Source organism: Bartonella sp. MF74HXZ (assembly GCF_042194445.1).
In the GTDB taxonomy this organism is placed as follows: Bacteria; Pseudomonadota; Alphaproteobacteria; order Rhizobiales; family Rhizobiaceae; genus Bartonella; species Bartonella grahamii.
Map to the genome: position 1 here is coordinate 117,275 of NZ_JBHIMW010000004.1, position 25,747 is coordinate 143,021.

A 25,747-nucleotide genomic window follows, 5' to 3' on the forward strand; every position below is an offset into this window, starting at 1 on the left:
GCACCAACGGTTAGTCCCCGCTATTGACGCGGGGCTTTTATATGTGCGGATAAAGAGGAAAGGTGACAGATGCTTTTGAAGCCCTCATGAATGAAGAGAGGGCTTATGCAAATGATAGGAATTATACAGATAATTTTGCCAAAATCTCATCGCTGACATCAAAATTGGCATAAACATTTTGTACATCATCATCTTCTTCTAATGTTGAAATCAGCCGTAAAACGGACAAAGCTTTTTCTTCATCTATTGGTGCAAGGGTGGTGGCTTTCCAAATCGTTTTAATCGATTCTGCTTCACCAAGTTTTGCCTCAAGAGTTTTGGAAACTTCACCAATATCTTCAAATGCGCAGGTAATATGATGTCCGGTTTCTTCTGATTGCACATCTTCGGCACCGGCTTCAATTGCTGCATCCATGATGTTATCGGCTGTTCCTGCTTCTGGCTTATAGATTATTTCACCAATCCGATTAAACATGAAACTGACCGATCCTGTTTCTCCTAGGGCTCCTCCTGATTTTGTGAAGGCGGCGCGCACATTTGAAGCGGTGCGGTTGCGGTTATCGGTTAAAGCTTCAACAATGACGGCAACACCGCCTGGTCCATAGCCCTCATAGCGTACTTCATCATAATTTTCGACATCGGTGCCTGAAGCTTTTTTAATCGCGCGTTCAATATTATCTTTCGGCATCGATTGTGCTTTGGCATTTTGAACAGCCAGCCTTAAACGGGGATTCATGGCTGGATCAGGAGCACCTTGTTTTGCTGCTACGGTAATTTCGCGCGCAAGCTTAGAAAATATTTTCGAGCGCATTGCATCTTGACGCCCTTTACGGTGCATAATATTTTTAAATTGTGAATGGCCTGCCATAGTTTTCCTTCCTATTTTAGGGCTTTCTTTCCAGTTGGATACTCTTTAAGAATTTAAGGCGATAAAACACGCATCCCACCAGAATAAATGTGCCACGGCATGAGGTGAAATAATCGAATAAACCCTTTATAAGAAAATTCATCTTAAAGGTAAAGACACCTTAGTTGAGGATCATTACAAGAGAGATCTCTTGTCGTTGAGCAAAAATAACGCTATAACAGAATGTAATCTCATGGCAAAATGGTTTATTCCATGCCTCGCTTTGTTTTAGGAGTGGTTGGAGAGACCTAACATATAAAAAGTTCTAGTGCTCTTGAGTGGGCGGTAACCGGCCTCATAGAAGAGGCGCAGAAGAGGATTTATAAAAATGGCAACGCAACTTTTGATGCCCAAAGCAACAGCTGTTTGGTTGGTTGATAATACAGCTCTTTCTTTTGATCAGATTGCAGAATTTTGTAAATTGCATGTCTTGGAAGTAAAAGCTATTGCCGATGGTGATGCGGCTTATGGTATTAAAGGTTTAGATCCGATTAGTTCTGGGCAATTGACGCGCAGTGAAATTGCACGGGTGGAGGCTGATCAAAACGCACGCTTGAAAATTTCTCAATCTAGGGTGCATATTCCTGAAAAAAAACGCAAAGGGGCGCGCTATATCCCTCTTTCTCGACGCCAAGATCGTCCCAATGGTATCCTATGGTTGGTTACGAACCATCCCGAGTTGAAAGATGCACAAATTGCACGGTTGATTGGGACAACAAAAGCGACAATTGAACAAATCCGCCTTAGAACCCATTGGAATAGTGCAAATTTGGTTCCTCTTGATCCTGTAGGACTTGGTTTGTGTTCGCAAATTGATTTAGATTTTGAGCTCCAGCGTGCGGCGAAAAATCGCCCTGTTGCTGCAGAAGAAGATAGGTCGTTGCTTCCCGCTTCTGTGACGGAAAACGCTGACCTAGAGGAAAATGAGCGTGAAGAAAATCTGCATAAGACTTTTGATGCTGATAAAGTTTTTGCAAAGTTGAACGCGCTGCAAAAAAATCGTCAAGATCAAGATGATGCATAAAAAGCCATAACGTATAAGGGAAACATTTCTTATGGAAATGTTAGAGGAATGGCTGGAGAGAAGAAAATTTGGCAGAGACTCAAAAATAAAAATGATGACCAAAAAAACAGAAAATTTCGTCTTCATTAGGAATTAACGGTTATTCTTGAAAATATTTTTAAGAATTTACCCTTCTTTACGACACTCAAGGAGAAACGGACTATGCGCTCTACCAAAAAAACCTTCGCTCATTCTTTAGCTATCCTCTTTTTTTTCTCACTATGCTTGGGTGGGTGTGGCAAAAAAAATGTCGGTGCACTTAACGGTATGAATGGCGCTTATATGAATGATGCTGGTTTGAATCAAGTGTCACCAGGCTCAGGACAAGAATTTACGGTTAATGTGGGTGATCGCGTATTTTTTAGTCTCGATTCTTCTTCACTTGATGCTGATGCTGAACGTATTTTAATGCGCCAAGCGGAATGGTTGCTTCATTATCCTTATTATTCTATTATGATCGAAGGTCATGCTGATGAGAGGGGAACACGTGAATATAACTTGGCACTTGGACAGCGCCGTGCTGTTGCTGTGCGAAACTATTTGGTATCTCTAGGTGTGTCTGAACAACGGATTCAAACAATTTCTTACGGAAAAGAAAGACCTGTAGCAGTATGTGATGATATTTCCTGTTGGAATCAAAATCGACGTGCTGTGACAACGTTGAGTGACATGAATAGTCATTAAAAAGAAGATTGTTTGTTTCAACTATTCAATGAGCTCTTAAGGGGAAAAAAGAATGTATCGTAAAATCAATTGGAAAACTATCTTTTATATGGCGGTTTTCATGGCTTGTTCTACTTCACTTGTTCAAAGTGCGGCACGAAGGGCTTCCGAATATCCTGCACATGATACGGATAAAGTTGATGAAGTTGATAAGGCATCTAGCGCGGAGGAAAAAGCCACTGACACTGCTGATAAGGCTATTGATGCAGTGAAGAAAGCACCTGAAGCAGCTGATAAAGCAGCATCTAGCGCGGAGGAAAAAGCCACTGACACTGCTGATAAGGCTGTCGATGCAGTGAAGAAAGCACCTGAAGCAGCTGATAAGGCAGCATCTAGCGCGGTGGAAAAAGCCACTGACACTGTTAATAAGGCTATCGATGCAGTGAAGAAAGCACCTGAAGCAGCTGATAAAGCAGCGTCTAGCGCGGTGGAAAAAGCCACTGACACTGTTAATAAGGCTATTGATGCAGTGAAGAAAGCACCTGAAGCAGCTGATAAAGCAGCGTCTAGCGCGGTGGAAAAAGCCACTGACACTGTTAATAAGGCTATTGATGCAGTGAAGAAAGCACCTGAAGCAGCTGATAAAGCAGCATCTAGCGCGGTGGAAAAAGCCACTGACACTGTTAATAAGGCTATTGATGCAGTGAAGAAAGCACCTGAAGCAGCTGATAAGGCAGCATCTAGCGTGGAGGAAAAAGCCACTGACACTGTTAATAAGGCTATCGATGCAGTGAAGAAAGCACCTGAAGCAGCTGATAAAGCAGCATCTAGCGTGGAGGAAAAAGCCACTGACACTGTTAATAAGGCTATTGATGCAGTGAAGAAAGCACCTGAAGCAGCTGATAAAGCAGCATCTAGCGCGGTGGAAAAAGCCACTGACACTGTTAATAAGGCTATTGATGCAGTGAAGAAAGCACCTGATGCAGCTGATAAAGCAGCATCTAGCGCGGTGGAAAAAGCCGCTAGTGTTGTGGAGCACCAAGGGATTATTTTAGAGAATCAACAGGCTTTATTTAAAGATTATGATTTAGATAAGCTTTTGCATAAGATACGAATGGTGCTTGAGCATAACAATCTAAAAAATGTTAACAAGCAATTTCATGGGCTTTTTGATAAAAAATCCCCGTCCGTTTATTCTTGTTCTTTTGAAAAGTCCGCTGTGGATGAAAAATCTCAGACTGTAAAAGAAGAGATGGAGCAGGAGCATAGTACAGGTGATCAGACAAAGGTTGCTGCTGTGGAAGCTAAGGTAGAGAGTCATGATCATGAAAACAGTCAGCATTTTGACAAAGCGCATGAAGTAAGTGCTCAAATTGAAGCACATCAGAGTGACAATCTTTCTTCTTCTAAAGCTTTGTATAAGGAAGGGTATGATTTTATTCGTTCTGCCAACTATGTTGATGCTGAAAAAAGCTTTTGCGCTTTTCAAAATCGTTACAAAAAAGATTCTTTGAGTGATGATGCTTTATTTTGGTTGGCTGAATCTTTGTTGGGACAAAAACGCTATCATGAAGCAGCACAAGTTTATCTTACCGCATGGTATGCAGATAAAAAGAAGCTCTATACCTCCGAGATTTTGCTGAAATTAGCAAGAAGTATGATCGCTCTTGAGCCAAATAAAAACGATTGTGCTCATTTTGTGAAAAAATCAAAACATCAAAAAACATTAGAGTCTATTTTTTGTAAACCTGCAAAATAAATAGCGAGGTCGTTTTCGGTGTGCGTTAGACTGGCAAGAAATCTCTTTAAAACATCGGATTTTATTCAGTGTCAAAAGTTGATTCTTGCCGTCTCAGGGGGAAGTGATTCTTTGGCTTTGATGTTTTTGGTCAAAGAGCATTTGGAAACTCTCTCAGTTCCTCCAGAAATGATTGTTGTCACGGTTGATCATCAATTGCGTAAAGAATCAACGCGTGAAGTAGAAACTGTTGCGAAAATTTGTCGAGTCCATCACATTAAACATATTGCTGTGCGGTGGGAAGGTGAAAAACCAAAGACGCATATTGCTTCCAGTGCTCGTGTTGCACGCTATGATCTCTTGGTTAAAGAAGCACAAAAACAAGGCGCATCAGTTATTATGACGGGCCATACACTCAATGATCAGGTTGAAACCTATCAAATGCGGTATCAACGTCTCCAAAAAAATAGAGGTGCGTTGCACGGTGAATTTGGTGCCGTGCGTGATGAGGTTTATTCCAATGGTTTTGCCGGTGTTTTGCGCGGTGAAGCCGAGGGTATATATGATGAGGATCATGCCAGAGAAACGGGAAAAAATATTGCCGAAAAAAACTATGGTCCCCTATATGAGCGTGGTTTATCCTGTATTCCGCGTGAGGCGTTGTTGCATAGAAAAGTGCGTTTGATTCGGCCGCTCCTTGGTGTAAAACGCCAAACATTACGGAATTATTTACGCTTACAAGGACAAACATGGATTGATGATCCAACCAATGAAGATCGCAATTTTGAACGTGTGCGCGTGCGTCAATCTCTTCATCCTGAAAAATTGGCTTATATTGCTCAAAAAATAAATGAAGCCGCATTGCAGCGTCGTCAACAAGCGAAAAATATTGCTGATTTGATCTTAGCGCTGGATATTACTGTTAAACATGGGCGTTGTTTCATAGCAAAGCCTGCGCTATTTTTACAGAAACATTCCAGTTTTCCTTTTGTGGTGGGGCTCTTTGCGGTGCTGATGGGAGGGGGATTTTATTTGCTTCCCAATCAAAAATTAAGCATGCTTGTTCAAAAACTTTGTCTCGATTCTCCAGAAAAGAAGCGTTTTACTTATGCGGGCTCTGTTATTGAATATAACAAGCACGGAATTTCTTTTTGGCGTGAAGGGAGAAATATGAAAGAGGCTATTGTTGAGCCAGATAAAACTTTTATATGGGATGGGCGCTATCAGATCACAAATCATGGATCTGAGGCTATAAAGATTGGAGCTGCAAATTTAGAACAGCTGAAATTTTTATTGAAAAATAGCGATTTTGAGCTTGAAAAGCCTCATTTTCCCTCTTTACAATCGCTGCTGATGATCTCAAATCACAAAGGGTATGATATTCCAGAGTTGATTTCTCAAGCAGTTGTTCATAAACATGTTATAATCAAGCGGATTATGGCACCTTTCGATTGGCTTTCTTCACGAGAAGATGCTGCTGTGGTAAATGTTGTGGAACCTTTTTTTAATATTGAGGTGAAAAGATAAAGGAAAATTACGCTAAAAGAAAATAAACAGCTTCTCATCCCTTGGCAAGGGGCTGACAAGGTTATATGTTAAGGGGAACTGTTTGAAATCTATATTTGATTAAGTGGGCTGAATATGAATTCCAATTACCGCTCTCTCCTCATTTGGGGAGTTATTGCCTTAATTTTGATTGTGTCGTTTTCTCTCTTTAATGGAGATAGTCAGCGTTCTGGTGGTGGAGAAGTCTCCTATTCTGAATTTTTGCAAAAAGTTGAGAATAATGAGTTGAAATCTGTGACCATTCAAGGTCAAAAATTAACAGGACAAACCATTGAACATAGAGCTATTTCAACCTATGCTCCTCGCGATCCAGGTTTGATACAAAAATTGGAAAGCAAAAACGTTAATGTTAAAGCTATTCCTGAAAGCTCTGGAAATAGCATTTTCCTCAATCTCCTCTTTTCCTTATTGCCTGTTATTATTATCGTGGGGGCGTGGATCTTTTTTATGCGGCAAATGCAAAATGGATCACGCGGTGCAATGGGATTTGGGAAATCAAAAGCGAGATTGCTTAATGAAGCGCAAGGACGTGTTACCTTTAAAGATGTTGCTGGCGTTGAAGAAGCAAAGCAAGATCTTCAAGAAATTGTTGAATTTTTACGTGAACCACAAAAATTTCAACGCTTAGGGGGGCGTATTCCACGCGGTGTTTTGCTTGTTGGTCCTCCAGGAACCGGTAAAACTTTGCTAGCACGTTCTGTGGCAGGTGAAGCCAATGTGCCATTCTTTACCATTTCAGGGTCTGATTTTGTTGAAATGTTTGTTGGTGTTGGGGCGAGCCGTGTGCGCGATATGTTCGAACAGGCTAAAAAAAATGCACCTTGTATTATCTTTATCGATGAAATCGATGCTGTTGGACGTCATCGGGGGGCTGGACTTGGTGGTGGAAACGATGAACGTGAACAGACCTTAAATCAGTTGCTTGTCGAAATGGATGGGTTTGAGCCTAATGAAAGTATTATTCTTATTGCCGCAACAAACCGTCCCGATGTGCTTGATCCCGCTTTGTTAAGACCAGGGCGTTTCGACCGACAAGTTGTTGTGCCAAACCCTGATGTTTCTGGGCGTGAACAAATCTTGAAAGTGCATGTGCGCAACGTGCCTTTAGCGCCTAACGTTGACTTAAAAATTTTGGCAAGGGGAACACCAGGATTTTCCGGTGCGGACCTGATGAATTTGGTAAATGAAGCTGCTCTTATGGCTGCGAGCCGTAATAAAAGAGTTGTCACGATGCAAGAATTCGAAGATGCCAAAGATAAGGTGATGATGGGGGCTGAACGTCGTTCAACCGCTATGACACAAGAGGAAAAAGAACTCACTGCTTATCACGAAGCAGGACATGCTATTGTGGCTCTTAATGTGCCGGTTGCTGATCCTGTCCACAAAGCAACAATCGTTCCAAGGGGTAGAGCATTGGGAATGGTGATGCAATTGCCTGAAGGCGACCGCTATTCCATGAGTTATCGGTGGATGATTTCTCGTTTGGCCATTATGATGGGTGGACGTGTGGCTGAAGAATTAAAGTTTGGAAAGGAAAATATCACATCCGGTGCTTCTTCTGATATTGAGCAAGCAACTAAATTGGCACGCGCAATGATCACACGGTGGGGATTTTCTGATCTGCTTGGAAATGTAGCTTATGGCGATAACCAAGATGAAGTCTTTTTGGGTCATTCTGTTGCGCGAACACAAAATGTCTCTGAAGAAACAGCGCGCATGATTGATATGGAAGTGCGTAAGCTTATTGATGATGCCTATAAAAATGCGACTAACATTTTGAAAACAAAAAGAAAAGAATGGTTTGCTTTGGCACAAGGTTTGTTGGAATATGAGACTTTAACGGGAGCTGAAATTAACGAAGTTATTGCAGGAAAGCCTCCTTCACGCACACAGAAAGATGAGAATGCTGCGCCACGGGGGTCTTCTGTTCCAAAAACTGGAAAAATGAAGACAGAGATAACAGTGGAAGATGAAAAAAACGCTGAAGCAATCTCTAAAACAGCGCCTCATAAAGCAGAGATCGATAAACTAGAGGCAGACAAAGCAGAGGAAGCTGTTAGGAAAAAAACAGCAAAATCCGGTAATGTTGAGCCTAAGGAGGCTCCGTCTAAAGAACGGCAGTCGGGTGAGACTGAGAAAAAAGCACAAAGCACAAAAGGTACCGCAAAATCAGTCAACCGCTCTAAAAGTAATGCTGAAAAGAAGCCCAGTACTGCGGGAGATGATAAAGAAAAATAAGAACTGTTTAATAACGCTTGAGTAACGATGTTTTAGGAAAACTTCTAAATTCTTTGAGAAAGGCGCAAGCAAAGCTTGCGCCTTTAATGTAGTATTTGCAAAAATATGGAAGCAAAAAATTAAGCAAAGCTGTTGTATGATGATAGTTTTAGCAGGCTACAAGGCGAGGTGGTATTTTCTTTACGGATTTAGCAAGGTTTGAGGCTGGGCGATAGATTTCCTTGCGGATTTGGTAAGGTTTGAGGTTAGGTGCTGGGGTTTTTTACGGATTTAGCAAATGTGTGAGATTATCCTTTGGTTGTGTTCAGGAGATGTGTAAAGCATTTTGAGGAGATAATATTGCTTTTATGTATGAGGGTGTGAACATAATTGGTTGAGAGGGGTTTAGATGTGTAGATGATGAATAGGATTTTTGATTGTCTAAATGCATGAAGGTTTAGATCAATGATCTGATGTTATATGGGGAGGGGGACTATTGTACCAAGGGGGCTTGTTAGGGTTTTAAAGAAAAGCCAAGGGAAGAATTATATATTAAAGGAAAGAGGCATGGTGCAAAAATATTTTGGTACAGATGGAATTCGGGGGAAAGCCAATTCATTTCCTATGACACCCGATTTTGCCATGAAGGTGGGGATGGCTGTAGGGGTTTTATTCCGCTCACAACATCAATCACGTCGTGTGGTGATTGGCAAGGATACACGATTATCTGGCTATATGTTGGAGAATGCTTTGGTTTCAGGGTTGACTGCTGCGGGGATGGAAGCTTTTTTATTGGGGCCAGTGCCAACACCTGCTGTTGCAATGCTTTGCCGCTCTTTGCGAGCGGATCTTGGGGTGATGATTTCTGCTTCTCATAATCCGTTCTATGATAATGGAATTAAACTTTTTGGTCCTGATGGTTTTAAACTTTCAGATGATATGGAAGCGAAAATTGAACAATTGATCGATACAGATCTTTCAAAGTCTTTAGCAAGTTCTGCCGAAATTGGTTATGCAAAACGGGTTGAGGGGGATATTTATCGTTATATTGAATATGCCAAACGAACTTTGCCGCGTGATGTTCGCTTAGATGCTTTGCGTATTGTTGTGGATTGTGCCAATGGGGCTGCTTATAAAGCTGCTCCCCGTGCTTTATGGGAATTGGGGGCTGAGGTTTTTGCTATTCATGATGAGCCCAATGGTACCAATATTAATCAAAAATGTGGATCAACCGATTTAAGCTCTTTAAAACGAAAAGTGCATGAAGTGCGTGCTGATGTGGGGATTGCTCTTGATGGAGATGGAGATCGTGTTCTCATTGTTGATGAAAAAGCACAAACGGTTGATGGAGATCAGTTGATTGCTGTAATTGCTGAAAATTGGCATAAAATGGGACGATTACGGTGCAATGGTGTTGTCACAACGATTATGTCAAATCTTGGACTGGAGCGTTTCTTGAACAGTAAAGGGTTGCACCTTGTAAGGACAAATGTTGGAGATCGTTATGTTGTCGATGCCATGCGCCAAAAGGGATATAATGTTGGTGGTGAGGCTTCTGGGCATATTGTGCTTAGTGATTTTGGTACAACGGGTGATGGCTTGGTGGCTGCATTGCAGATTTTAGCCTGTATGAAGGAAAGTCAAAGCCCTATGAGCCAATTGTGTAAACGGTTTGAACCTGTACCGCAAATTTTAAAAAATGTAACGATTAAAAATAAAAATGTACTGAAAAAAAATCCAGTCAAAGCGGCCATTGATCAAGCAGAGAAGCGGTTGGGAAAAGAGGCTCGGCTGGTGATCCGCGCTTCTGGAACTGAGCCGGTTATCCGCCTTATGGCTGAAGGCGATGCACGAGAAGTATTGGACACGGTCGTGACAGAGTTGGTGGATGTTATTATTCATCATGATGTACGCATGGGTACTGCACTTGAGGAATCTTGAATTTTTTGAGAAAATTATCAGATCATCTTTTGATAAAGGTCTTATTGTAATGCGGGATGTTGGCAATTACAAAAGGTATGGTAGCTATGTTAGTGATGTAATAACGGTAATTGATACTCTATTTACTAATCAATTAAATAAAAAAGAGAAAAATAGAGTTCTCATAAATATAACGCGTAGAGTGTTCTATAGTTCGTAAGATATTTAAAATATACCTTTTTTTGATTTTCCTTTTTCTTTTGCTTATTCGTAAACTAGTTATTATTTTAACAGAGTTTATAGCAGGGGGGAGTTTATTAGTGTTATTCATTCTTTTTGCTGGATATACAGCGGGGGCAGATCCTTATGAACATCAAACAGCAATGGGCCATTGGTTATATCGTCGTTATGTTTCTAAGTTCAGCTGCCAATTGGGGATATGATGCGCTCCTATTACGTTTAGCTCCCCTAATTATAAACTTATACTTTTCCGATAATGAGTAGAATAATTAGAAAGAAATGAGAATGATCAATTTTTTTCACGACAGTTCTAATATTTATAAAGTAAAAAAAGCCCTGTGATGTAAAAATTATGAACATTTTTTGTATCTTGGAGGGTTACACTCTATATTAATTTATGCTTTTAAGATTTAAACATAAAAGGATTGAAGCCTGCTATAATACTGGTACGACTAAAGGGTTTAGCACCGCCCATGCTCAAAAATTGAAGCGTATTCTGGGTGTCTTTGAAGTTGCTATATCGCTAAATGATTTAAATTTTTCGTCTTTTTGACTACCTTTACTAAAGGGCGGTCTCGAAGGTTATTGGTCAATTACTGTAAATGGAAACTGTCGTGTAATATTTCGCTTCGATAGCATAGATGTCGAAATGGTCGATTATCTAGATTATCATTAAAAAGGAGATCCAAACAATGATGAAGAATCTTTCATATCTCGATGAATTATTGTGTGAAGATGTGATCAAAGAGCTTGGTTTATCCGTTAATGAAGCAGCAGAGCGGCTTGGTATTCTCGAGTGGCACTTTCTCTAGAGTTTTAAATGGAAAAGCCGCTATGAGTGCTAATCTTGCTATTAGGCTTGAAATGTCTGGTGTAAGCACAGCACGTGCTTGGCTTGCTATGCAAACAAATTATGATCTATCAAAAAAAATCCTTAACAACAGTCTCATGATCAAGATTGCATAAAAGAGTTTCAAATGGCAGTTAAGTTTTTGCAACAGAGACGTATACAAGAGCTAAATCATGCGTATGAGCGTACAAAATCAAAAGATGTGAACACGGTAAGATAAGGATAAAATCTTGTTTCTGTAGTCTGTTTGGCTATAATAAATATAAGCAAAGGAGGGTTTTATATGTTGAGTGAAGAGGAAATTAAGCTGCGTCGCCTCGATGCTGAAAATGCATTGGCAAGCCAACGTTTAGAGGGATTAGAGCCAGATCCGCTGGTTGTTGCTCAAGTAGAGCGTTATATTATAGGTGAGCTTGAAATAAGTGATATCATCAAAGATTATATGGAGCGGGTAAAACGTGGGGAAGTATAAGGGAAGCGGTGATCCTTATACTGATCTTGAAACTGGTGTGATGTATAATCGGCTTGGTATTAAAGACAAAGCCACACTGCAACGTGTAGAATCTACGATTTCTTATGTAAAATCTTTCGAATTTGTACATACTCCTATTCGTGGTGAGTTTGATCTGAATTACATGAAAGAGATCCATAGAAGACTGTTTGGTGACATATATGAATGGGCGGGACAAGTTCGTTTAGTGGATATTGCCAAAGGCAATAGTATGTTTGCTAGTTATAATCAGATTGAAAGTTATGCACCGAAGATTACACAAAAGCTTGCAAAAGAACAGTATTTGTGTGGTCTTGGCGCTTATGACTTTAGCCAAAGGGCTGGGTATTACATGGGCGAGTTGAATGCGTTGCATCCGTTTCGAGAGGGGAATGGGCGTACTCAGCGTGAATTTATGGTGCAACTGGCTCGTGAAGCTGGTTATCATATCAACTGGAAGGGTATTGAGCGACAAGAAATGACACGTGCGTCAATTGAAGCACATTTTGGTAATTCAGAATATCTGTCTGCACTCATCTATAAGAACCTTACCAAGTTTACAGAAAATAAAAGGGATGATGTTTCTCAAGGTATTGGCAAAAATATTGCTTTTGGCGTTGATCTTAATAAAGAGTGCTTGGAACAACAAAAAGAGAAGATTGAAACTCCTTGGGATAGAGAAAAGACAAGTTTTGCTAAACGTCAAAAAGAAGAACTTGAACAATTACAAAATGATTTGAATGTTGTTGCAAAAGCAACAGAACGAGAGCCATACCTTGCGGCTTATATAGATAACTCTAATCTAGAACAGAAAGCGCTAAGCGCTCTTAGGAATGAAAAATCTTATGTTAATATGTTTAAGGAGTTAAACAGTCGTTTAGCATTTATTTATAGAGATCCACAAGAGGCTGCGCTTAGGATTGAGCAAACAATTTTAGCAGGTAAAGGCGATAAACTCTCTGATATTTTGGATAGGGCACCTGATAGAGCAGGCGAACTGCGTGGATCAGATCGTTTTATCGATAAATTGAAGGCTACAGGAAAAGAACGAAAAGAAGCGCTTTATCATGTTCCTCTTGCTGTTTCTACTATGAGAGCGCTTCAATCCTTTTATAAGAATTCTTATGAGACACATATGGATAGGGTTACACGGGAGCGTGAACAGTTAAAAGTAGAGGTTCCGTCGCTTTCACAAGAAGCAGTGACTTTTATGAAAAATGTTGAAGCTGGTTGTGATAGTTATTTAAAGATACCAGAGCAGGTTAATAAAGAGTTTTTAAAGCTACAAAGTGCTTTAGATAAACGTTTTGGACATGATGCCATTCATAAATATGGTTTTGATTTATCAAAAGCAATCCCCAAAGAACAGTCTTATAATAAAGAACGCATAAAAGAGTTTCAAATGGCGGTTAAATTTTTGCAACAGAGACAACAGGAGAAAATCAACGCAATAGCGCGTGCAAGATCAAGAGATGTGATACGGTGAGGGCAAGGATAAGCCTTATGCTGTATAAGCCCTATTAAGCCATACGGTAAAAGAGAGGTAATCAAAGGAGGTTTAATGTGGGGGTGACAAAAGATGTTATACGATCCCGCATAGATAAGACGTTAAAAAAATCCGGTGAAATATTAGCAAGCTTAGGACTTACGGTGTCTGATTTTATCCGTATTGTTTTGACAAAAGTTGTTTATGAAAAGGGATTGCCGTTTGATATGTATATTCCTAATGCGGAAACGCTTAAAACTTTTGAGAAAAGTGATAAGGGTTAAGAGATATGTATTGCTAAAGATAAGTAAGATTTGTTTCGTCATTTGGATATTTGATATTTTTGATCATTCACTTCAAATTAGCTTTTAATTTACATCATTATCGTTATGGGGTTCATATATTGAATGATGTACGCAAACAGTGATTGAAATGGCAGCTTATTGAATTTCTGCAAAAGAAGAAAGCCTATCGCCTGAAAAATTATTTGATATTGTTTCTTTTATTGCTACTCATTCAGATGCTGGTGATCTTGTGGAAGGTACGAGAGGAAGCTAGGGAATGTCAGGTTTAAAAGCATAAGGGTAAAAGAGGGGGGATATAGGGTTATATCCTTTTGGGGTGGTCAAAATATTCCGGTGTTGATCGAAGATGTGTACAGTCAATCATCTTGAGGCAATTTGGCAAAATCAGAGAGGAATGCATTGAAGAAAAATTTAACTGCGCTTCTCGATGAATATCGAAAAAAATAATAATGGATAAGGCAAATAAAGCAGGACCTCGTATATTAAAAGGTGTTTGTGAAGCTTTTGTCTGAAGCTAAAGGTGAAACTGATACTAAATTTTGTATCGATATTCCTGCAAATATTGATGTCAAAAAAAATCAGAAAAGATATTGGGTTATAGATATCATTTTCGGCACGTTGTGGTTTTTCTGTGGGGCGCATTCGTGATTGGGAATGGAGGTGATATTTTTACTTCTTTTTGCTTTTTGCTTTCGATTATTGAAAATGAATCTGAAGCTATGGTGGTAATTTAGCACGCGATGATATCCGCGGCTTATAATCGTGTTTTTAAGAAAGCTCTATTGGTATAAAAGGGGTGTGAGGGTTGCGTTTTTTAAAAAGCATCACGGCGTTTGAAAGGATCGTAATAGATTTCTGTTACACGAAATTTTCCTTCGAGGCGTTTGCATTGGATGATGACATCAATCATCGAGATTAATAAGCCGCGGATATCATCGCGTGCTAAATTACCACCACCGTCACTTTCTTTGACTAAAAGGGTCATTTGTTCGAAGGCTGCAAGTGCTGTTGAGGCGTGGACGGTGGTAATGGAGCCGGGGTGACCAGAGTTGACATTACGGATGTAGTAAAAGGCTGTACCATCACGCAGCTCTTGTAGAAGGATTCTGTCGGGGCGCATGCGTAAGCCAGATTCAAGCAGTTCTTTTGCACCTGCTTTTGCTAAGCCTTGGTTATCTTTTGAATAAAAGAGCTGCACTTTGTTGGCGTGCGGAACGACAAGTTCTGGGGTGTCTTCAATGGTGAGAATTCGTTCATAGTCAGGGATTTTTGCAATCAAAGCTTTGGAGAGGGTTGTTTTCCCGGAACCGGTTTTGCCCGATATTAAGATATTTTGTTGTGTAATAACGGCTTTTTCTAAAAAGGTGCAAAAGTCTTTGGCGATAAAGAGATCTGTTAGCTCTTTGTCTGTATCAGAGAGTTCGGATAACCGTTCTGTCATTTGTTGCGTGGGTGTGAAACTGGTGTTTTGAGCGACAGAAAACAGATTGTTTTCATGTAAACTTTCAAGAGAAAAAGTGCGTGATGAAGGTTTACGAATGGTCATGCTAATGGTATTGGCTGCAACAGCTGGAGGCATAACAATTTGTATGCGTTCGTTGTTTGGCAGTGTTGCGGAGAGAACGGGGTTTTCTACACTGATTTTTTGTGTTGTGTAGGCAGCAACAACTTTCGCAATCCCTTCTAGTTCGCTGTAGGTTAGTTCTTTTAAGATGTGGGTTTGCCAACCGTTGGGACCCTCAACGATTACTTCGCCGGGGCGATTGACAACAATTTCAAATAAATTTTCATCATTGAGGAAATCATCTAAGATCTTTAATTTTGTTAAGACGATGGAGGCGCGTTCTGCATTTTTTGCTGATGGCATAATGTGACTTTATTGAACTTGAGAATGAAAAAAGGAATAGCCGGGAGTAGAGCGGTTTCTTTTGCTCTTTACGACTAGTTTATAGACAGAGGAAAAATCGAGATCTTTTGCTACGAAAATGTTGACCAGTTCGCCTTGAAATTTTTCTAAGGTAGGAGGGATATTGATTTGATTTTCAAGGGCAATACTGGCGGCATCTTTTCCAGTGTTGTTTGCGCCTTCAAAACCGCCGCCTCCAGAGTTGTTTGAACCTTCTTTATTGGAATTGCCTACTATTTTATTTGTTAAAACTGTTGTGGCACCATCAATAACGGTCAACAAAAGGGAAGAGCCAAAGCGTTCCCACCAATGGGTGTTGATGTTGCCATCAAACCCGGCTCTGCCTAAACTGTCGGTTGCGGGTGAGGCAAGGTCGATGATGACACCGGTTGGGGTTTTTGCTCTTGTCCAGAGTACAAAGAGGCGAGATTGACCTTGTTTTATCCCTCCGCGGTATTCGCCAATCACTTGGGTTCCTTTATCAAGCAAAACAACGCGCCCATTGTCAGAGAGGATATCACGGTTGATGATGCAGCTTGCAAAGCCTGGTTGCTCACTGTTTAATGCGGTTTCTAAGATACAGGGGATAGAGGTTCCCATGGCGATGATAAAGTTTCTATTGCCGATGAGTTTTGCTTTTGCTTTTGCTTCTTCTGTTTTGGTAGGCTTTAATAGGGTCGCAAAATTTTGTGTGTCTTGAAGGGCAGGAGAATTTTGCGCATTTGCGAGATTTTCAAGGGCATGGAGTTTGTCAAAGGGGTTGAGAGTCGTGTTGACAATGTCTTTTAATTGAGATTGAGAACCTTTGGCAAAAGCTAAAACAGGGGCGCGTCTTGCGGCATCAAGTAATGGGTCATCTTTTTTGGGTTCTTGTGCGAGTGGTTGTGGGGGTGGTAAGGTTATTGGTGCTATGTTTGCACGCGGGTCAGAGGGCGCGAGCTCTAAAGGGGCGAGGGAATTGTGAAAGTTTTGTGCTTGTTTTTTATGAGCTTTTGCGGTGTCTTTTTGTTCTGTGGGGGTGGATAAGATGTTCCAGAGCACATAGCCGCAGATTCCTATACAGGCAATTGCGACAACTATTTTTTTGCCGGCGGTTTTGGCGCTATTGTTTTTGCCATCCCCAATAGATCCTCGATCTTCGATGATTGGTTTATCACTCATGTGTTGTCCCCTTCAATTCCCGCTTATTTAAAGATCTGATGCAATTTTACGTTCAACAGATGGTGAGGTTGTTCCGGTATTTGGATTTGTGCCTTTTGGTTGATAGGCTTCGTTAAAGACGCATAGGACGTTTTTTCCCTGTCTTAGGGTGAAGCGTGCGCTAATGGCATGGACAATCACCATGTTGCCTCTTGTGGTTTTGGGAACCAGCGATTCTGTACCGTCATTGCTGACAATGTAAATGGCAGGGATTTCTTGGTTGTCGGGAAATGTAAATGTTGTTGTTTTGCCATTGTCATAAACGGAGGCGGGTTCGAGCGTGCTTGATCCTTGAGCGGTGTAAGCCCAATTGCGTGGTCCGTAGGTTTCAGAAGCGTTGAAGACATTATCAATACGCTGGGCTTGTTGTTTTTCTTGTCGCATAAGGGCTGCGAGTCTTCTTTGTTCTGCTTCTTCTTGTGGGTAGCGAAATTTCACAAGGAAATATGTTTCTTGTCCAGATGAAATTTCCCCATCTTTGACCATGAGTTCAAATTGATAGGAGCGCTTTGAGCCATCAAGCTTTGTGGTGACGACTTGGAGATTGGTAATGGGTTGGACTTCTCGGGCTTTAAGGAAAAGAATATTGCCAGCGGGAGCGACTTCCCATGCAACGCTGTTGCCAATTGCCACATGGGCAATTTCTTCATTGGGAGAAAATTCTATTTGTACCGATGAGCGTATAGAGCCAATAATTTTTGTGACATTATAGGCATCATAGTTGATAAAGCGAATGCGGCTATCGCTTGGCGCACGGGTGGGAAAAATACTGGCATGGCTCAAGGCTATAGGAGAAAGGGTAATAGCGATGTTAAGAATGAGAAAAAGAATTTTTTTTGTCATGATCAGTTGACCACTTCCGGATCGGTTCTATATTCACTAACAATAAACCCTAGAGGATTTATCAAACGGTTTTGGACAGAGATAGGGGCATTGATGTATTCAAAGGTGAGTGTTGCAACCCAGTGGGTGATGAATTCTCTGTTGTTTTCATTGTTATGAATGGTTCTGTAGTAACGCACTTGGGCAACATCGTCATTGATAAAGGAGATTGATTTTATTGTTATTGTAACAGCGGCGTTTTTATAGAGAATTTGAGGACTTTGGGGATTTCTTGCTCCATACCAGCTGGCAAATCTTTCCTGTTCTTCAGAAGAAGAGAGGAGGGATACTGTTTGGAAGTTGTGTTGTGTTTCTTCTGTGGTGAAGCCTTCACGGGAGCGGACATATTTTGCAGCAAAGTAGCGTGTGATTGCTTCGTCGACATTGGTGGGACCTTCTTTTAAGGCTTCCACAACTTCAACAATGCCGGTTGAATTGTCCACACGGATGACAAAAGGTTCCACGGTTTTAAGGGGTGTGAGGGTGATGACCGCGAGAGAAGACATTATTGCAACAGCAACCGCGATGCCGGCAATGGCAAGCGAGACGCGGGTGGTGCGGCGTGAGGCGAGCATGCGATCTTGATCAAACGAGCGCGCTTCAGCAATGTATTGTTCTATGTCTTTTTCTTTCATGCTTTTTGCCCGCAATTTTTGTAAGATTTGATTTCTTCATCCGTTAATTTTTGTGCCAGAAGCGTTTCCAGCTTCCCTTCTTTTAGGGGTGAAGGGGTGTTGTTACTGATGATAATGGGCGTGGGCGTGGGTTTTTTCCCTTCCCAATTCCACATTGATCTGTTGAGTGGACGTTTAGAATATCCATCACACTTTGGGAGTGACTTCAGTGTGTTTGGTGAGGATACACAGCCACTGAGAAAGAGAAATGGTAAGATGACCCCAATTTTTTTTAACACTATCCTAGTGTCCTTTCCTAAACTTTTTATTCAATATTTGTTTGAAAAAATTTTCTAACTGGTTACTGCCTTTCATAATCGTTTTTATTACGTCTGCTCCTAATTTTGTTGCTCCTGTAAGGGAGGCTCCCCCAGAGGCTAAAGCGGAAGCAATGCCAGGTAAATGGAAGAAAAGGTAAATACCACAGATGCCGACAACTAAGAATTGAATTAAAGAAATCATGATATCGTCGAGACCTCTTGAAAAAATGTTTATCGAAATATTGACATACAAACCACCAAGCAACACGACTAATACCTGAAGTATGATGAAGTTTACTGTTTGATTTAACCATGCTTCTGTAAACCTTCTTGTTGATGAAAACATATAGAGGCTTATGAAAAGAGGCCCTATTGATATGACAAGAAATAAACCCAGTTTCGCCACTAATGAGACGATAAAACCAATGATACAAAAAAAGGCAGCAATTCCTAAGCAGATAAGACCAGCAATCCATGCGGCAAGAAATTTACCCATTGACAATATTCCAGCTTTGTCTGCTGCATCAAAAACGTGTGCAGCAGCTTGGTTCATCATACTGTCCCATACATTTTTATCCGAGTGTGCTGCACCTTGTGTGACATTTGAAATGGCATTCGGCAGATCATTGAAAAATATATCCCTGACCCACGTATTGTAGTAAGCGGCATTTGTGGCGAGTGCAACAATGATGCCAAGTTTGAAAGTTGTCGCTATAAACTCCCACAGAGGCATGGAAGAACGCCCATAGATGATATTGTATCCCATAAATATAATGTAGATTGTACAAGATAGCTTAAGCGGAGCACCTAAACTTGATGAAAGACTTTTAATGGAGTTATCCATTACCTCTGCAAGGGGATCCATCAACATATTGTCTATTTCGGTAAATACACCGTTGGTTTCTATTGCCATTTAGATGCTCCGCTATTTGTTGTGTATTTTATAATTTAATTGTTATTTTGTTGTTGTTCAGCGCGCTCTTTTGCTTCTTGTTCGGCTTTTGCGCGTTCTTTTGCTTCTAGTTCAGCTCTTCTTCTTGCAAGTTTAGCCTTCATTTCAGCTCTAGTTTTTTCAAATGCTTCATGAAGGCTTTCTTGAGCTTTACGAGCTCTTTCTTCAGCTTTTGCTTCATATTCCTTTTCAAGTTCAAGTTGTGCTAATCTTAGGGTTTCACAATTTTTTGCAGTTCCTGCTAATCCACATTTAGCAATCCACTCTTCCATCAACGTTGGATTTTTTTTAAATTCTGCGACGCTATAAGTTTTTTCACAACCAGCTGTGATGAGCCCTGTGCAAAGTAGCAATGTTGTTATGAGAACTTTATTCATCAATATTTCCCCTTTTTCCTTTCAGTTTTACAAGTTTTGAGCACATTTTTTAAATTCTGCTATGTTCTGGTTTTTTATAACCAGTGATGATAAATCTAGGGCAGCGACATAATCTTGCCATAAATATATTATAAAGTGCACAAAGCTCTTTAAGTTGAGCAGCTAAAGCGCAATAGCGATGTGTAATGGTGCTATCCATTGTCTTTGTAATGGGATTCATCAACATATCATCTATGTCAGTAAATACGCCTTTGGTTACTATTGCCATTTAGATGCTCCGTTATTTATCGTGTCTTAATGGTTATTTTGTTGTTGTTCAGCTTCTCTTTTAGCGCGTTCTCTTGCTTCTCGTTTAGCTCTCATTTTTTCAATCCAAGCGTCTTGTTCAGCTTTCAATTTTTCCATTGATTTGCGATTTTCTTCTTCAATTTTACGACTTCTTTCTGCTGCTTTTGCTTCATACTCTTTCTGAAGTTCTAAAAATGCTAACCGCATGTTTTCACAATTTTTTGAAGTTCCTGCAAATCCACATTTCGCATCCCATTCTAGGCGTAAATTTTTATCTTTTTTAAATTCTGCGACGCTGTAAGTTTTTTCACATCCAGCTGTGATGAGCCCTGTGCAAAGCAGCAATGTTGTTATGAGAACTTTATTCATCAATATTTCCCCTTTTTCCTTTCAGTTTTACAAGTTTTGAGCACAATTTTTAAATTATGCTAGGTTATCGGTTTTTTATAACCAGTGATGATAAATCTAGGGCACAGACATAATGTTGCCATAAATCTATTGTATAGCCTGTAAGGTTCTTTAAGTTGAGCAGCTAAAGCGCAATAGATGCTATCCATTGTTTTTGTAAGGGGCTCCATCAACATATTGTCGATATAAGAAAATATGCCTTTGCTTTCTACTGCCATTGAGATGCTCCGCTATTCGTTGTGTATTTTTATAATTTAATTGTTATTTTGTTGTTGTTCAGCGCGCTCTTTCGCTCTTTGTTCTTCTAGTATTTTTTTAGTCTCAGCCTCCATTTTTTCAAGTTTAGCCTTCATTTTAGCTTTAAATTCTTCATCTCTTTTGCGATTTTCTTCTTCAACTTTTGCCTGACGTTCTTTCTCAAGTTCAGCGCCTGCTACTCTTAGGTTTTCACAATTTTTTGAAGTTCCTATCCCTCCACATCTCGTGACCCATTCATCAAATAATTTTGGATTTTTTTTAAATTCTGCGACGCTATAGGTTTTTTCACAACCAGCAGCCATAAGCCCTGTGCAAAGTAGCAATGTTGTTATGAGAACTTTATTCATCAATATTTCCCCTTTTTCCTTTCAGTTTTACAAGTTTTGAGCACAATCTTTAAATTCTGCTTGTGTTATCGGTTTTTTATAACCAGTGATGATAAATCTAGGGCAGCGACATAATCTCGCCATAAATCTATTGTATAGCCTGTAAGGTTCTTTAAGTTGAGCAGCTAAAGCGCAATAGCGATGTGTAATGGCTTTATCCATTGTTCCTGTAGGGGGCTCCATCAATCCGTTGTCTATCTTGGTAAATATATCATACGCTGCCATTGTCTTTCCTCCGCTCCTTATCATATGGGGTTCGTGTTCCATACGGAGTCAAATTTTTATGATTTAATTACTGTCCTCTTTCTTTTCAGATTGTTCTTTCATTTTTTGTTTATCGTCATTTTTACGATATTTATTTAGATAGTTATCAAAATTTTCTTGACGTACTTCTTCTATTGCTTTTTCTAAATTTTTACAATTTTGTGAATCTCCTGTCCATCCACACTTACGTCTCCATTCATCGCGTAAATTTTTATCTTTTTTAAATTCAGCGACGCTATGGGTTTTTTCACATCCAGCTGTGATGAGCCCTGTGCAAAGTAGCAATGTTGTTATGAGAACTTTATTCATGATTAATGACTGTCCTGTTGTTGTTTAGCTTTAGCGCGCTCTTCTGCTTTACGTTCTTCTTCAGCGCGCTCTTTTGCTTTTTGTTCAGCTCGGAATTTTTCATTCTCAGCTCTCATTTTTTCAATCCAAGCTTTTTGTTCAGCTTTAAATTTTTCATCTAGTTTACGGTTTTCTTCTTCAGCTTTTTTCCGACGTTCCTTTTCAAGTTCTAAAGCTGCTACTCTTAGGTTTTCACAATTTTTTGAAGTTCCTGACCATCCACATCTTGCTCCCCATTCTTCCATCAATTTTTCATTTTTTTTAAATTCTGCGACGCTATAGGTTTTTTCACATCCAGCTGTGATGAGCCCTGTGCAAAGTAGCAATGTTGTTATGAGAACTTTATTCATTATTTATTGTCCTGTTTCTTTTCAGATTCTTGTTTATCGTCATTTGTCGAGCCAAAGCCTCTCCATTTTTTACGGGTTTCAAATTCAGCTTGCTCTGCATTTTTACAATTTTTCGAATTCAAATCCCCTGACGTCAAACATTTCACTAATACTTCTTCCATCAGTTTTTTATTTTTTTTAAGTTCTTCTACGCTGTAGGTTTTTTCACAACCAGCCGTGATCAGCCCTGTGCAAAGTAGCAATGTTGTTATGATGATCTTGTTCATATTCAAGCCCCTCTTTTTTCTCGTTTATTGACCACGCAGTTTTTTGGCCAAAGCTCTGTATCGTGCACTAAATTCTTCCGCTTCACGTTTTTCTGCCGCTTTTTCTTCCGCTTGTTGAATCATCATGGCAGCTTGCATTTGGAGTATTTTTGTTTGGAGGTCTGCTTGTACCGCTGCTAATTGTGCTTGAATGCCTTGAATTTTACCCGCATCTTTAGTACTTCCAAGTTCGTCAAGGAGCTTGGTAATGTTTTTTTGTGTTTCACTGGCTTCTTCGTAGACGTCTTGGCCTTTTGCCGCTTCTCCTACTATGCGCTGTTCGGCTTTTTTCACTTCTTGTGCGTAAAAAGCATCTACTGCTTCTTTTGATCCTGCACCCCCCGCGGGCTCTTTGTATAAGAGTTCTTCTTGCCATTTTTGCGTGTTTTTGCTGCCGCCACCGCCACCACCGCCGCCACTGCCCATCGATTGTTGAAAGTGGTTAAAATCTGAAGGAAGGGCGCCACTGCTCCCTTGCTTGTTAAACATGTCTTTCAATACCGAGATGTCAGGCTTGACATTCAAGGAGTTATATAATTGTTTCGCTTGATCGAGTTGGCTCTTTAATTGCTCAAGCTGTTGTGCACCTTGTTGAACTTGCTGTTCTGCTTTTGCAACTTGTTCTGTCAATTTTTCGTATTGCTTTATATTTTCCAGCAGTATTTTATAATCAAAGGGGCCACCTCCAAATGCATTTGCTTGAGGTCCAAAAGAAATTGCGCAAAGAGCTGTTGCCAATAAAAGTTTTTTCATTGTTTTGACCTTTCTTGAAAAATAGGAAGCCATTTTTCTGGAGATTCACCAACTTCATCCATAATGGTCTCTAGGAGTTCAATATTCTTGGTGGTGCCGCTTAAAATGGCTATTTCATCATCAAAGCCCCGTAAATTCAGTTCTGCTACAACTGAACTTTGTCCTTGTTTGATGAGAAAACGCCGTGACTCACGGCTTAATTCTGATTGTATCAGGTTAAATTCTCTGTCCGATAATTTAAAACCTTCTACATAATCCCCATGATTGCCCTTTTGATTGGGAAAATAAATCTGTGTGGGGCATTGCTCTATAATGGTGTGAGCAATGGTCGAATTAATCGCATCTTTGGGAGATTGTGTCGCAAACAACATCAAACCATTTTGTTTACGAATAGTTTTCAGCCTGTCTTGCGCAAAGGCTTTAAAGGAATCATCCTCTAAGGCTTTCCAAAACTCATCAATGACAATGATAATACGACGTCCATCAATCAGAGACAAAATCCTATGAAAAAGATACATCATTAAAGGTGGACGAATTTCATCATTGTCTAAAAAATCCGTCATGTCATAACCAATAAATTTTGCATCAATGCCAATGTCGTCATCAGGATTGTCAAAAACCCACCCTAAAGCATTGCCTTTACACCATCTTTCTAAACGACCCGATATCCCCTCCCTATGCGTGGTGTCAAAAAACATTTGTAAGGCAGAGATCGTCCGTTGTTCTTTTGGCAACAAGGCAAGCTGCTCAACAGCCGCCGTAATGTCTTGTCTTTCTGATTCACTGATCTTTTGATCTTCAGATGAAACAAGCTTTATAATCCATTGGCGTAAAAAAACTCTATCTGCTGGATTGTTATAGTCTAAGCCTTTTAGCGGTGCTATGCCTGTCGGTTTACCATTCTTCAAGGGCATATAAGTGCCGCCACCCGCTCTGACAAAAAGTTCTGCACCCCGATCTTTGTCAAAAAAGACCATATTGGGATCATGCTTTTGAAGTTGTGCTAAAAGAAAATTGACAATAACCGTTTTCCCAGAACCAGAGGGACCACAAACAAACGTATTGCCTAAATCACCAAAGTGAAAGTTAAAATAAAACGGTGAACCAGCAGAGGTTTTCATCAAGGCTACCGCTGGTCCCCACACATTGCCATCTATTTTTCCAACCGGAAAAGAATGAAAAGGAGAAAGCGCTGCATAATTGCGGCTTGTTATTGCACCAGAGCGGGTGCGATAAGCATAATTGCCAGGCAATTGTGCCCACCAAGCCGCCGCTAACCCTAAATCTTCCCGCGCAATCACAGCCCCACCATCTGTAAGACGAGAACGCGCTTTGGCAAGATTATCCGCTAACTCTTGCGGCGTATCAGCAAAAACTGCCAATGATAAATGATGCTCCCCTAAAACAAAACGATTGGATTCAAGATCATCAAGCGCATCATCTAGCTCCATAATTTGTGAGCCCGCACGGTCTCCTGCATTGACCATTTGGTTTTGTTTGCGCCCCATAATCTGCTTGGCAATGTTTTTGCTCTTGAAAACAAAAGATTGGGTGAAAATAAACTCAAAGGGAAGCGTGAGCAAACCATCCGCCATGCCTACCCTGGTTTTTGCTGGATATTCTTTCCAACCAAACATGCCCGCAAACCGCTGTTCCGCCTCATAGCGTATTTCTATGATCTCTTTTCCAAAAATGAGACGGTCTGAATAAACAGTCGAAGCTATCGTCCCCCACGTGAGGGGGATACGTTCACGACGACCTCCCACCAATTGGTGGATAAACTCACTTTGCTGCGAATAAATATTACCTTCATGTTCATAAAGGCTCAGTCTTCTTGCACCATAGCGCTCTAAATTTTGAATAAGATCTGTTGTAATATCTTCAAGCTTGCGAATGGACTCTGCATCAACTTCTGTCTTTTCTTGCTTGGCTTTGCCTAAACGTTTGAAAAACTCCACTAATTTATCCGTTTGATCAACGTGTGGATTCCACAAAATCGAAAGATAAAGATCATTGCGATAAAGCTCCTGTGAAACCATCCGCTCGCGATATTTATCATCTAATTGCTTGGCAAATGCCGATCTGAAAGTCCCATCCGGATAAACGGTTTCACGCTTTCTGATAATATGGCTATAAAGCGCTATCCGTTCATCCGCTATGTTTTTAAACAGATTATTGAGCTGTTCGTGAAGCACATTCAGATCAATAATATCCGCTGTCTCAAAGTTAATGCCTTCAAGTTTAATAACGCTCATGAGAGCGCGTGAATCCAGCGCAATGATATGTTTATTGACATGGCGCACGTAAGGAATGATCGCCTCTGGCTGCTTTTCACGTTTGCGCTCTGTTCTATTCATTATAATTCCTCATAATTACGAATTAATCGTAATGGAGAAATACTTCCCCCACCCCATAGACTCGAATTTCTGGCAAAAATAGATGTCTTTTGCCATGTCAGAAGAATACGAAATTTATTATGGTCATGCTTTAGGATTTCCTTGAATATGAAATGCAGCATCACACCAAAGGTTAGAAGAAAAATATTGCCTGCCATAATGAACAATATCATCGTTCCTATCCCATTTAATCCCATAGCTTCCACCGTCACGCCTGCAATCATTGCAGGGCGCGTGCAAGCAAGAAATAACGTATCTTCTGTTAGCTTATCGTGCTCTTTCATGGCTTTGAAAG

28 protein-coding genes and 2 pseudogenes are annotated in these 25,747 nt (G+C 40.4%); 12 read left to right on the plus strand and 18 right to left on the minus strand.

All coding sequences use genetic code 11. The annotated features are described in order from the left end of the window. Window positions 1–121: 121 nt before the first annotated feature. Window positions 122–868, minus strand: coding sequence for a YebC/PmpR family DNA-binding transcriptional regulator (locus tag ACFIJ8_RS04640; protein ID WP_005774608.1), 747 nt, complete (start codon window positions 866–868; stop codon window positions 122–124). 367 nt (window positions 869–1,235) lie between these two features. Here ACFIJ8_RS04640 and ACFIJ8_RS04645 point away from each other — a divergent pair, with 367 nt between their 5' ends. From ACFIJ8_RS04645 to ACFIJ8_RS04700, 12 genes and pseudogenes are all read left to right on the plus strand, one after another. Next, window positions 1,236–1,931, plus strand: a complete 696-nt coding sequence (locus ACFIJ8_RS04645; protein WP_273787698.1) for a DUF1013 domain-containing protein — start codon at window positions 1,236–1,238, stop codon at window positions 1,929–1,931. A gap of 201 nt (window positions 1,932–2,132) precedes the next feature. Continuing rightward, a complete protein-coding gene (gene pal / locus ACFIJ8_RS04650; protein WP_375639098.1) occupies window positions 2,133–2,654 on the plus strand; it encodes a peptidoglycan-associated lipoprotein Pal in 522 nt (173 codons plus the stop codon). Between the two features lie 52 nt (window positions 2,655–2,706). Further along, window positions 2,707–4,392 (plus strand): tol-pal system protein, encoded by a 1,686-nt coding sequence (locus ACFIJ8_RS04655; protein WP_375639099.1) that lies wholly within the window; start codon window positions 2,707–2,709, stop codon window positions 4,390–4,392. 18 nt (window positions 4,393–4,410) lie between these two features. Beyond that, entirely contained in the window at window positions 4,411–5,898 is a 1,488-nt protein-coding gene (gene tilS / locus ACFIJ8_RS04660; protein WP_375629704.1) for a tRNA lysidine(34) synthetase TilS, read from the plus strand. 114 nt (window positions 5,899–6,012) lie between these two features. Then, complete coding sequence (gene ftsH / locus ACFIJ8_RS04665) at window positions 6,013–8,175, plus strand: ATP-dependent zinc metalloprotease FtsH (RefSeq protein WP_375639100.1); 2,163 nt, start codon at window positions 6,013–6,015, stop codon at window positions 8,173–8,175. 546 nt (window positions 8,176–8,721) lie between these two features. Continuing rightward, complete coding sequence (gene glmM, locus ACFIJ8_RS04670) at window positions 8,722–10,095, plus strand: phosphoglucosamine mutase (RefSeq protein WP_375629698.1); 1,374 nt, start codon at window positions 8,722–8,724, stop codon at window positions 10,093–10,095. Window positions 10,096–10,394: 299 nt separating this feature from the next. Then, entirely contained in the window at window positions 10,395–10,517 is a 123-nt protein-coding gene (locus ACFIJ8_RS04675; RefSeq protein WP_375629695.1) for a hypothetical protein, read from the plus strand. A 365-nt stretch (window positions 10,518–10,882) separates the two neighbouring features. After that, window positions 10,883–10,990, plus strand: a pseudogene (locus ACFIJ8_RS04680) (type II toxin-antitoxin system RelE/ParE family toxin); the annotation flags it as partial. A gap of 16 nt (window positions 10,991–11,006) precedes the next feature. Beyond that, window positions 11,007–11,280, plus strand: a pseudogene (locus ACFIJ8_RS04685) (HigA family addiction module antitoxin). Window positions 11,281–11,447: 167 nt separating this feature from the next. Next, entirely contained in the window at window positions 11,448–11,636 is a 189-nt protein-coding gene (locus ACFIJ8_RS04690; protein WP_273787705.1) for an antitoxin VbhA family protein, read from the plus strand. Continuing rightward, window positions 11,623–13,140, plus strand: a complete 1,518-nt coding sequence (vbhT, locus tag ACFIJ8_RS04695; RefSeq protein ID WP_375639101.1) for a type II toxin-antitoxin system protein adenylyltransferase VbhT — start codon at window positions 11,623–11,625, stop codon at window positions 13,138–13,140. Before ACFIJ8_RS04690 ends, vbhT begins: the two co-directional genes overlap by 14 nt. Before the next feature lie 77 nt (window positions 13,141–13,217). After that, window positions 13,218–13,424 (plus strand): type II toxin-antitoxin system RelB/DinJ family antitoxin, encoded by a 207-nt coding sequence (locus ACFIJ8_RS04700; RefSeq protein ID WP_375639102.1) that lies wholly within the window; start codon window positions 13,218–13,220, stop codon window positions 13,422–13,424. Window positions 13,425–14,259: 835 nt separating this feature from the next. Here the strand turns inward: ACFIJ8_RS04700 and virB11 are convergent. The 17 genes from virB11 to ACFIJ8_RS04785 all read right to left on the minus strand — a co-directional run bounded on the left by virB11 (window position 14,260) and on the right by ACFIJ8_RS04785 (window position 25,736). After that, window positions 14,260–15,312: a P-type DNA transfer ATPase VirB11 gene (gene virB11, locus ACFIJ8_RS04705; protein WP_273787708.1), complete on the minus strand. Its 1,053-nt coding sequence runs from the start codon at window positions 15,310–15,312 to the stop codon at window positions 14,260–14,262. A gap of 9 nt (window positions 15,313–15,321) precedes the next feature. Next, window positions 15,322–16,512, minus strand: a complete 1,191-nt coding sequence (virB10, locus tag ACFIJ8_RS04710) for a type IV secretion system protein VirB10 (RefSeq protein WP_273787709.1) — start codon at window positions 16,510–16,512, stop codon at window positions 15,322–15,324. Between the two features lie 27 nt (window positions 16,513–16,539). After that, a complete protein-coding gene (gene virB9 / locus ACFIJ8_RS04715) occupies window positions 16,540–17,394 on the minus strand; it encodes a P-type conjugative transfer protein VirB9 (RefSeq protein ID WP_375639103.1) in 855 nt (284 codons plus the stop codon). 2 nt (window positions 17,395–17,396) lie between these two features. Then, window positions 17,397–18,068 (minus strand): virB8 family protein, encoded by a 672-nt coding sequence (locus ACFIJ8_RS04720; protein ID WP_273787711.1) that lies wholly within the window; start codon window positions 18,066–18,068, stop codon window positions 17,397–17,399. Continuing rightward, on the minus strand, window positions 18,065–18,349 hold the full coding sequence (locus ACFIJ8_RS04725) for a type IV secretion protein VblB7 (RefSeq protein WP_375639169.1): 285 nt from the start codon (window positions 18,347–18,349) through the stop codon (window positions 18,065–18,067). Before ACFIJ8_RS04725 ends, ACFIJ8_RS04720 begins: the two co-directional genes overlap by 4 nt. Before the next feature lies 1 nt (window position 18,350). Then, a complete protein-coding gene (locus tag ACFIJ8_RS04730; RefSeq protein WP_375639104.1) occupies window positions 18,351–19,280 on the minus strand; it encodes a type IV secretion system protein in 930 nt (309 codons plus the stop codon). A 35-nt stretch (window positions 19,281–19,315) separates the two neighbouring features. Next, window positions 19,316–19,696: an EexN family lipoprotein gene (locus ACFIJ8_RS04735; RefSeq protein ID WP_375639105.1), complete on the minus strand. Its 381-nt coding sequence runs from the start codon at window positions 19,694–19,696 to the stop codon at window positions 19,316–19,318. Between the two features lie 49 nt (window positions 19,697–19,745). After that, window positions 19,746–19,964 (minus strand): hypothetical protein, encoded by a 219-nt coding sequence (locus tag ACFIJ8_RS04740; protein ID WP_375639106.1) that lies wholly within the window; start codon window positions 19,962–19,964, stop codon window positions 19,746–19,748. A 26-nt stretch (window positions 19,965–19,990) separates the two neighbouring features. Further along, window positions 19,991–20,353: an EexN family lipoprotein gene (locus tag ACFIJ8_RS04745; RefSeq protein ID WP_375639107.1), complete on the minus strand. Its 363-nt coding sequence runs from the start codon at window positions 20,351–20,353 to the stop codon at window positions 19,991–19,993. 293 nt (window positions 20,354–20,646) lie between these two features. Then, complete coding sequence (locus tag ACFIJ8_RS04750; RefSeq protein ID WP_375639108.1) at window positions 20,647–20,997, minus strand: EexN family lipoprotein; 351 nt, start codon at window positions 20,995–20,997, stop codon at window positions 20,647–20,649. 27 nt (window positions 20,998–21,024) lie between these two features. After that, window positions 21,025–21,261: a hypothetical protein gene (locus tag ACFIJ8_RS04755; protein WP_375639109.1), complete on the minus strand. Its 237-nt coding sequence runs from the start codon at window positions 21,259–21,261 to the stop codon at window positions 21,025–21,027. A gap of 63 nt (window positions 21,262–21,324) precedes the next feature. Further along, window positions 21,325–21,609 carry an EexN family lipoprotein gene (locus ACFIJ8_RS04760; protein ID WP_375639110.1) on the minus strand — a complete coding sequence of 95 codons (285 nt, stop codon included), beginning with the start codon at window positions 21,607–21,609 and terminating at the stop codon, window positions 21,325–21,327. Window positions 21,610–21,611: 2 nt separating this feature from the next. After that, the gene (locus ACFIJ8_RS04765) at window positions 21,612–21,998 is read right to left on the minus strand and encodes an EexN family lipoprotein (RefSeq protein ID WP_273787720.1); all 387 of its coding nucleotides are present in this window, start codon (window positions 21,996–21,998) and stop codon (window positions 21,612–21,614) included. Next, window positions 21,998–22,264: an EexN family lipoprotein gene (locus ACFIJ8_RS04770; protein WP_273787721.1), complete on the minus strand. Its 267-nt coding sequence runs from the start codon at window positions 22,262–22,264 to the stop codon at window positions 21,998–22,000. Before ACFIJ8_RS04770 ends, ACFIJ8_RS04765 begins: the two co-directional genes overlap by 1 nt. A 24-nt stretch (window positions 22,265–22,288) precedes the next feature. Next, window positions 22,289–23,056: a type IV secretion system protein gene (locus ACFIJ8_RS04775; protein ID WP_375628760.1), complete on the minus strand. Its 768-nt coding sequence runs from the start codon at window positions 23,054–23,056 to the stop codon at window positions 22,289–22,291. Continuing rightward, a complete protein-coding gene (locus ACFIJ8_RS04780) occupies window positions 23,053–25,413 on the minus strand; it encodes a VirB4 family type IV secretion/conjugal transfer ATPase (protein WP_375628762.1) in 2,361 nt (786 codons plus the stop codon). The genes ACFIJ8_RS04775 and ACFIJ8_RS04780 overlap by 4 nt, the downstream gene beginning before the upstream one ends. After that, window positions 25,413–25,736, minus strand: coding sequence for a type IV secretion system protein VirB3 (locus tag ACFIJ8_RS04785; protein WP_375617900.1), 324 nt, complete (start codon window positions 25,734–25,736; stop codon window positions 25,413–25,415). The genes ACFIJ8_RS04780 and ACFIJ8_RS04785 overlap by 1 nt, the downstream gene beginning before the upstream one ends. Window positions 25,737–25,747: the final 11 nt, after the last annotated feature.

What these genes read in the sequence shown, in the direction of transcription:
- ACFIJ8_RS04720 (WP_273787711.1), bottom strand. Translation starts at nt 18,068, where the DNA reads ATGAAAGAAAAAGACATAGAACAATACATTGCTGAAGCGCGCTCGTTT.
- glmM (WP_375629698.1), top strand. Translation starts at nt 8,722, where the DNA reads ATGGTGCAAAAATATTTTGGTACAGATGGAATTCGGGGGAAAGCCAAT.
- ACFIJ8_RS04730 (WP_375639104.1), bottom strand. Translation starts at nt 19,280, where the DNA reads ATGGCAATAGAAACCAACGGTGTATTTACCGAAATAGACAATATGTTG.
- pal (WP_375639098.1), top strand. Translation starts at nt 2,133, where the DNA reads ATGCGCTCTACCAAAAAAACCTTCGCTCATTCTTTAGCTATCCTCTTT.
- ACFIJ8_RS04690 (WP_273787705.1), top strand. Translation starts at nt 11,448, where the DNA reads ATGTTGAGTGAAGAGGAAATTAAGCTGCGTCGCCTCGATGCTGAAAAT.
- virB9 (WP_375639103.1), bottom strand. Translation starts at nt 17,394, where the DNA reads ATGACAAAAAAAATTCTTTTTCTCATTCTTAACATCGCTATTACCCTT.
- ACFIJ8_RS04655 (WP_375639099.1), top strand. Translation starts at nt 2,707, where the DNA reads ATGTATCGTAAAATCAATTGGAAAACTATCTTTTATATGGCGGTTTTC.
- ACFIJ8_RS04755 (WP_375639109.1), bottom strand. Translation starts at nt 21,261, where the DNA reads ATGGCAGCGTATGATATATTTACCAAGATAGACAACGGATTGATGGAG.
- ftsH (WP_375639100.1), top strand. Translation starts at nt 6,013, where the DNA reads ATGAATTCCAATTACCGCTCTCTCCTCATTTGGGGAGTTATTGCCTTA.
- ACFIJ8_RS04645 (WP_273787698.1), top strand. Translation starts at nt 1,236, where the DNA reads ATGGCAACGCAACTTTTGATGCCCAAAGCAACAGCTGTTTGGTTGGTT.
- virB11 (WP_273787708.1), bottom strand. Translation starts at nt 15,312, where the DNA reads ATGCCATCAGCAAAAAATGCAGAACGCGCCTCCATCGTCTTAACAAAA.
- ACFIJ8_RS04765 (WP_273787720.1), bottom strand. Translation starts at nt 21,998, where the DNA reads ATGAATAAAGTTCTCATAACAACATTGCTACTTTGCACAGGGCTCATC.
- ACFIJ8_RS04750 (WP_375639108.1), bottom strand. Translation starts at nt 20,997, where the DNA reads ATGAATAAAGTTCTCATAACAACATTGCTACTTTGCACAGGGCTTATG.
- ACFIJ8_RS04745 (WP_375639107.1), bottom strand. Translation starts at nt 20,353, where the DNA reads ATGAATAAAGTTCTCATAACAACATTGCTGCTTTGCACAGGGCTCATC.
- ACFIJ8_RS04735 (WP_375639105.1), bottom strand. Translation starts at nt 19,696, where the DNA reads ATGAATAAAGTTCTCATAACAACATTGCTACTTTGCACAGGGCTCATC.
- ACFIJ8_RS04785 (WP_375617900.1), bottom strand. Translation starts at nt 25,736, where the DNA reads ATGAAAGAGCACGATAAGCTAACAGAAGATACGTTATTTCTTGCTTGC.
- virB10 (WP_273787709.1), bottom strand. Translation starts at nt 16,512, where the DNA reads ATGAGTGATAAACCAATCATCGAAGATCGAGGATCTATTGGGGATGGC.
- ACFIJ8_RS04640 (WP_005774608.1), bottom strand. Translation starts at nt 868, where the DNA reads ATGGCAGGCCATTCACAATTTAAAAATATTATGCACCGTAAAGGGCGT.
- ACFIJ8_RS04740 (WP_375639106.1), bottom strand. Translation starts at nt 19,964, where the DNA reads ATGGCAATAGTAACCAAAGGCGTATTTACTGACATAGATGATATGTTG.
- ACFIJ8_RS04780 (WP_375628762.1), bottom strand. Translation starts at nt 25,413, where the DNA reads ATGAATAGAACAGAGCGCAAACGTGAAAAGCAGCCAGAGGCGATCATT.
- ACFIJ8_RS04760 (WP_375639110.1), bottom strand. Translation starts at nt 21,609, where the DNA reads ATGAATAAAGTTCTCATAACAACATTGCTACTTTGCACAGGGCTCATC.
- ACFIJ8_RS04770 (WP_273787721.1), bottom strand. Translation starts at nt 22,264, where the DNA reads ATGAACAAGATCATCATAACAACATTGCTACTTTGCACAGGGCTGATC.
- ACFIJ8_RS04775 (WP_375628760.1), bottom strand. Translation starts at nt 23,056, where the DNA reads ATGAAAAAACTTTTATTGGCAACAGCTCTTTGCGCAATTTCTTTTGGA.